Genomic DNA, 5372 nt, shown 5'->3' on the forward strand with positions numbered 1-5372 from the left:
GAATCAGGGCAAGCAAAAAACAAAAAATCCCTAAAAATATAATATAGATACTTGTCTTTATGGACTCATCATTTAAATACGTAAACGGAATGATACTAATTACGTACCAGTCGGCACTAGGTATATAGTTATAAGCTATCAGATTTCGCTTTCCTGAAACGGTGCCGGTGAATGAATATGAATTATCTTCTTTGTTCTTCTTAAGCTCCTCAATTAACGAATGGTCGAGATAAGGCTTGGCTGCTTCCATTTCCGGGTTTTGGCTTGAAATAACGGTTCCCTTACCATTTACTATGAAAATATCTGACCCTTGTCCGAGATTTATATCTTTAAATTTCTTTAAGATATGCTTTTCATCAATCCTCATGATCATATATCCGATCGGAATTCCATCAAAAGATTTAAAGCTTCGGGTCAACAATATGCCTACCTTTCCGTAATTGGTGAACCGATAACTCGACTCTCTTACTTCGTCTTCACCGCTTTCAATTGTCCATAGGGGAACACCGTTATTCGCTGCCGTTTGTACAAAAATACGATTCAAAAAATCCGAGGTAAGATTAAATTTGAAGCTGACGTCGCCATAAGCGATGATTTTTTCTTTCAGCATTGTATATACAAGAACGTCCGAAACACTATGATTGAATGAAAACCTTTTTGCTAGCATACTTTGCATTTTTAGCTCCGCGTCATTCCTCTTCCACTCACTCATCGTATTAAAGTCAGTTAACGTACTTTGGATAATATCGGAAAAAGCGATATCCACACTGTCATTTTCAAGCTTAGTCAGTTCATTTTGAATATTTTCACTGACCTGATTCATTAACTGGATGGAAGAGGTACTTATTTTCGTTTTTATAGCTTCGCTTGAAGTGTAGTAAGCCGGACTACCTCCGATGTTGTTATTTTTGTTACTCGCTGTTACTCCTCAAGATGAGCACTTTGGAGAGGACGCTTCGAGGTTATATACGCCACCAATAACGGTCTCAAAGTCGAAGACTCCGTCCTTCTGCAAAACATGAATTGGTTCTCCGTTAGCCGTTACCGTTACTTCGATGCTGCTACGCACCTTGCATAGGGCAGCGCCTTTATCAGAAACAATGCGAGCGGCTTGCAGCGCTCCTTCCGCCCACTCCATGTCGACCAAGAAGCCGCCTCTGGCACGAAGACCTGTCACTTTACCTGAATGCCACGCTTGTGGGAGCGCAGGCAATAGATGGATCTCCCCTGCATGGCTCTGAAGTAGCATTTCAGCGATTGCAGCCGCACCGCCAAAATTTCCATCGATCTGGAATGGCGGATGATTGTCAAAAAAGTTTGGCAGCGTCGAATGTGTCAGAAGCTCATTAAGATTGTTCATCGCCTCTTCGCCTTTCCTGAGCCTAGCCCAGAAATTAATGATCCACGCTCTACTCCATCCGGTATGGCCTCCACCGTTCGCCAAACGCCGCTCTAGCGTGCACAGTGCAGCTGCCGCCAGTTCGGGCGTGCCATCAAGCGTAATCTGGCTACCGGGATGCAAGGCAAACAAATGGGAGATATGGCGATGCCCTGGCTCCTCCTCTTCGTAATCTTCATACCATTCCTGAAGTTGGCCATACCGTCCAATTTTGGACTGGGGAAGCTTCATCAGTACGCGTTGCAACTCTGATCCTAGCGGCTCACTTTTCTGGATGCCGAGTATCCGTTCTGTCTCTAGTACAGCTGTGAACAGCTCACGAATGATCTGTGTGTCCATCGATGGTCCCGCACATAATACGCCGGATTCTCCAGTTGGAAGGATATATGTATTTTCTGGAGACACAGATGGGCAGGTAACCAGCTCACCGCCTGGAGTTTCCACGACGTAATCAATCAAGAACAACGCAGCTTCCCGCAAAGTGTCATAAGCGTTGCTGAGAAATTCCACATCCATTGTAAATTGGTAATGCTCCCATAGATGCAGTGAAAGCCATGCAGCTCCCATCGGCCAATATGTGGAGGGCAGCCATGTATCCTGTGGAGCAGTATCCGCCCAGATATCGGTATTATGGTGAGCCGTGAACCCCCTGCAGCCGTACATAACGGACGCCGTATGCCGGCCAGGTTCGCGCATCCTTTCCAGCAACTCAAAGAGAGGTTCGTGGCATTCAGAAAGCCCGCACGATTCCGCTGGCCAGTAATTCATCTGCGCATTGATGTTGATTGTATATTTGCTGTCCCACGCCGGGAGAAAGTGTTCGTTCCAGATACCCTGCAAATTGGCGGGCAGCGAGCCAGGCCTGCTGGAAGAGATGAGCAAGTAACGGCCGAACTGAAAATACAGCGCAAATAGGTCTGGATCGGACTCTCCGCCCTTAAGCCTGTCCATGCGTTGTGGTAAACTTATGCGTCCGATTTCCGCGTCTTCCATAACCAACGACAACGATACTCGCCCGAATAATGCACAATAGTCGTCTACGTGTCTCTGATACAGCGATTGATAATCCAGACGGATAGCACTCTCCGCTTTCTCCCTTGCTTCTACCAAAGGATCAAGGAAACGGAATGTCGTTGCTGCGGTTAGAACAAGTGTCACACTATTTGCGTTCTCCACGATTAGGTGCTCGCCTATCGCTTTCACTGTACCGCCTTCTGCTGTTGCTCTCAGCACTGCCCCATACTCGCTGCCTCCCTCACCGCCGCAATTACCGCCCATCCAGATCGCGTCGTTTCCCTCTCGTCCAGCACGGTCAGCGTAGCGCCAACGTCCGCGCTCCAGACGTGTAGTGAAACCGATTTCACCAGACTGATCGGCTGTAAGCCTCATGATGATTGCCTGATCAACATAACTAGCAAAAAGCTCGCGCTTGAATAAAACGCCGCCCTGACTGAAGGTTACCGTAACAGTGCCGCTTTCCAAATCTAATGTACGCTCATAATGATCCGGTTCGCCATCTGGAAGAGAGAAGTCAAGTAAAAGATGACCGAGAGGTAAATAATGCCGCTGCGATTCCGGTAAACCGGACAACGCCATGACAGCGAGTTTCTCAGCTTCCTTTAACTTTCCTTCAAATAGTAAACGTCGGATTTCCGGAAGATTTGCCTTGGCATCCGGGTTATTGCGGTCGCGTGATCCCCCGTACCAGACGGAGTCCTCGTTTAATTGCAATCGTTCTTGTTGCGTCCGACCATACACCATCGCTCCCAATCTGCCGTTACCGATTGGCAGTGTCTCATCCCATTTCGTTGCTGGACTCTTAAATAACAGCTTAAGATCTGTCAACTGCTTCCCCTCCTTCTCAGTTCCAACCCTCGTATCTATGAATCTACCATAAGTAACCAAAATCCGGTAGAGGCATAGTTGCCCCTACCGGTTACATTTACATGTAGATCTTATTGCTGGTTGTTAGCCATTGCTTCCTCTCTGTTTAGTTGTGTAAACTAAGTTCTAGCGGCCCTCTCAACAGACACGCCTTCCAACTGCTTGTGAAACTTTCTTGGTGTAGAGCCCGTAATCTGCTTGAATTGACGGCAAAAGTGCTCCACGTTGTTGTACCCACAGCGTAAAGAGACCTCCGCGATGGATAGCGAGCCGTGCAACAAATACTCCTTGGCTTGGCGGATGCGGCTTGTAATTACGTCATCCATACAAGAAATCCCGAAAGTCTTCTTGTATATGGTCTGCAAATACCCAGGACTGATTCGAATCGAGTCAGCCATTCTCGGAACCGCCCAATCCTGGCTAGGATTACTGTAAATGGCGGTCCGAAGCGTCAACAAATTGTAGTATTGAGGTGTAATGACTTCTTGAAAGTAAGATTCCAGCAACTTGTTAAACAGGGTTCTCAGTAAGCTCGAATCCAGTCGTTCTTATATTGTTCCGCACATGCCCGGTAATAAATTTTTTGGTGGGGATGGTATAGAACCCCACTGTGCGCCGGATACTCTTTCAATTCTCCATTAACCCAAAACAGGGCAGGTGTATGGGTCACGACGAGCAGCCAGCAATGATGGCCCTCTGGGATATCGAACACAAAATTGCTTGCGTGAGCGGCATCATACTCAACATAAAAAATGTTGGTCATCATGATCCTCCAGTATCCAAAAAATAACATTGCATCAATTATTTATTAGCATATATTACTGATTGAAAACAGTCAACGAAGCAAAGGAACAACGCTTTATTGGCGCTGTGCTGGTCAATGTGTCAAGAAAGAACGCCCCTTGTAAAGGTGTCATAAATGCGGTTTTTCTTCGCCCGCTCCTCTGTGCTGAGCTTTTGCGCATCCGCAATTTCGTAGCCTCCGAAGGTGTCATACAGCCTCGATGAGGGATCGACTTCCACATAGGTACACCACGGCAGCCAGTGGTAGTGGCTTTGCAGAGTTTGGGTCGTAAAGTTGCCGCTTTCATGACCCAGGCCGGGCATAGCGTATCCCACGCTGCCATCCACATCGCTCGACTGCCTGGTGTTCTTATGGATGAACTCAGCGAAGTCGAGATAGTGTTCATCACCTGTAATGACATACAACCTGTAGTAGGTGTACGAGCAGGCGGCCATATACACGTCGGCCCCCCCTCCGATCGTGATGATGCTCTGTCCGCTGATCGAATAGTGGTTGAAAGGATGTTTCGGCCAGATCGTGCGTACCGGGAATGACCAAGCATACGTCCACGTCTCCGTATAATCAGCAGCGCCGATCGCGCCTTCCAGCCACTTCTCCTCGCCTGTGAGATCATATAGGGCAAGGAATCCGAATAAAGCATAAATGCCAGCCTCTTTATCCTGAATGTCGGAGTTGTCGCAGGTACCACCCCGATACTCCATATTGAGGTAATTACAATCAAAGGACCAATCTCCGGCACGGATCGCTGCAGCCTTATATCTCTCGTCTCCCGACATAAGATAGAATTGGACCAGGAAACGAATCACGCTGGGCGTGTTGGCCTTCGAGTCCATCCGAATGGAACTGTCGGTATGATAAGCCCGGTAATAGCTGCCATCTTCATTCTGAATATCCACGAGCCAATCGGCCGTTCTTTTGCAAAATTCCAGCCAAGATGGACGCAGGTCTCCTTTTCCGCGCAGGTAGAGAAAGGCGTCCAGAATCGGCTCAATCCCATCGGCCAGCATCCGGATGTAGTGGGGATACGGCTCGAATCCGCTGATGTTCGGGTTATAGCACATTTGCGGCAGGCCCGAATCCGTCATAGCCGTTCTCACCCAGAAGTCGATGACATTCACACCTTTCTCAAACGCCTCAGGCACGCCATCTTTATCACCATAACGAAGCAACTGATATCCGATCCCAGGCTGCTGCCCAACGAAGCCGAACTGGAAGGAAACGCTAGAGATATCCATGTTGGGCAATTGACAGGAAAAAGGCAAACCATACGAATCACCGTATTGA

The 5372-nt window shown here is 47.9% G+C and carries 4 protein-coding genes and 1 pseudogene; all 5 read right to left on the bottom strand.

Annotated elements, in window-relative coordinates:
* Nucleotides 1-823 (bottom strand): cache domain-containing protein (locus tag AC1DUA_RS31055; protein ID WP_477503416.1); only part of this gene is annotated, 823 nt, incomplete at its 3' end.
* A gap of 105 nt (nt 824-928) precedes the next feature.
* Complete coding sequence (locus tag AC1DUA_RS31060; protein ID WP_477503417.1) at nt 929-3244, bottom strand: glycoside hydrolase family 95 protein; 2316 nt, start codon at nt 3242-3244, stop codon at nt 929-931.
* A gap of 158 nt (nt 3245-3402) precedes the next feature.
* A complete protein-coding gene (locus tag AC1DUA_RS31065) occupies nt 3403-3681 on the bottom strand; it encodes a helix-turn-helix domain-containing protein (RefSeq protein WP_477503418.1) in 279 nt (92 codons plus the stop codon).
* Between the two features lie 125 nt (nt 3682-3806).
* The gene (locus tag AC1DUA_RS31070) at nt 3807-4046 is read right to left on the bottom strand and encodes a hypothetical protein (RefSeq protein WP_477503419.1); all 240 of its coding nucleotides are present in this window, start codon (nt 4044-4046) and stop codon (nt 3807-3809) included.
* A 122-nt stretch (nt 4047-4168) separates the two neighbouring features.
* Nucleotides 4169-5372: pseudogene (locus AC1DUA_RS31075) on the bottom strand (hypothetical protein); the annotation flags it as partial.

The sequence above is a fragment of the Paenibacillus sp. 01T422 genome (genome assembly GCF_056398785.1).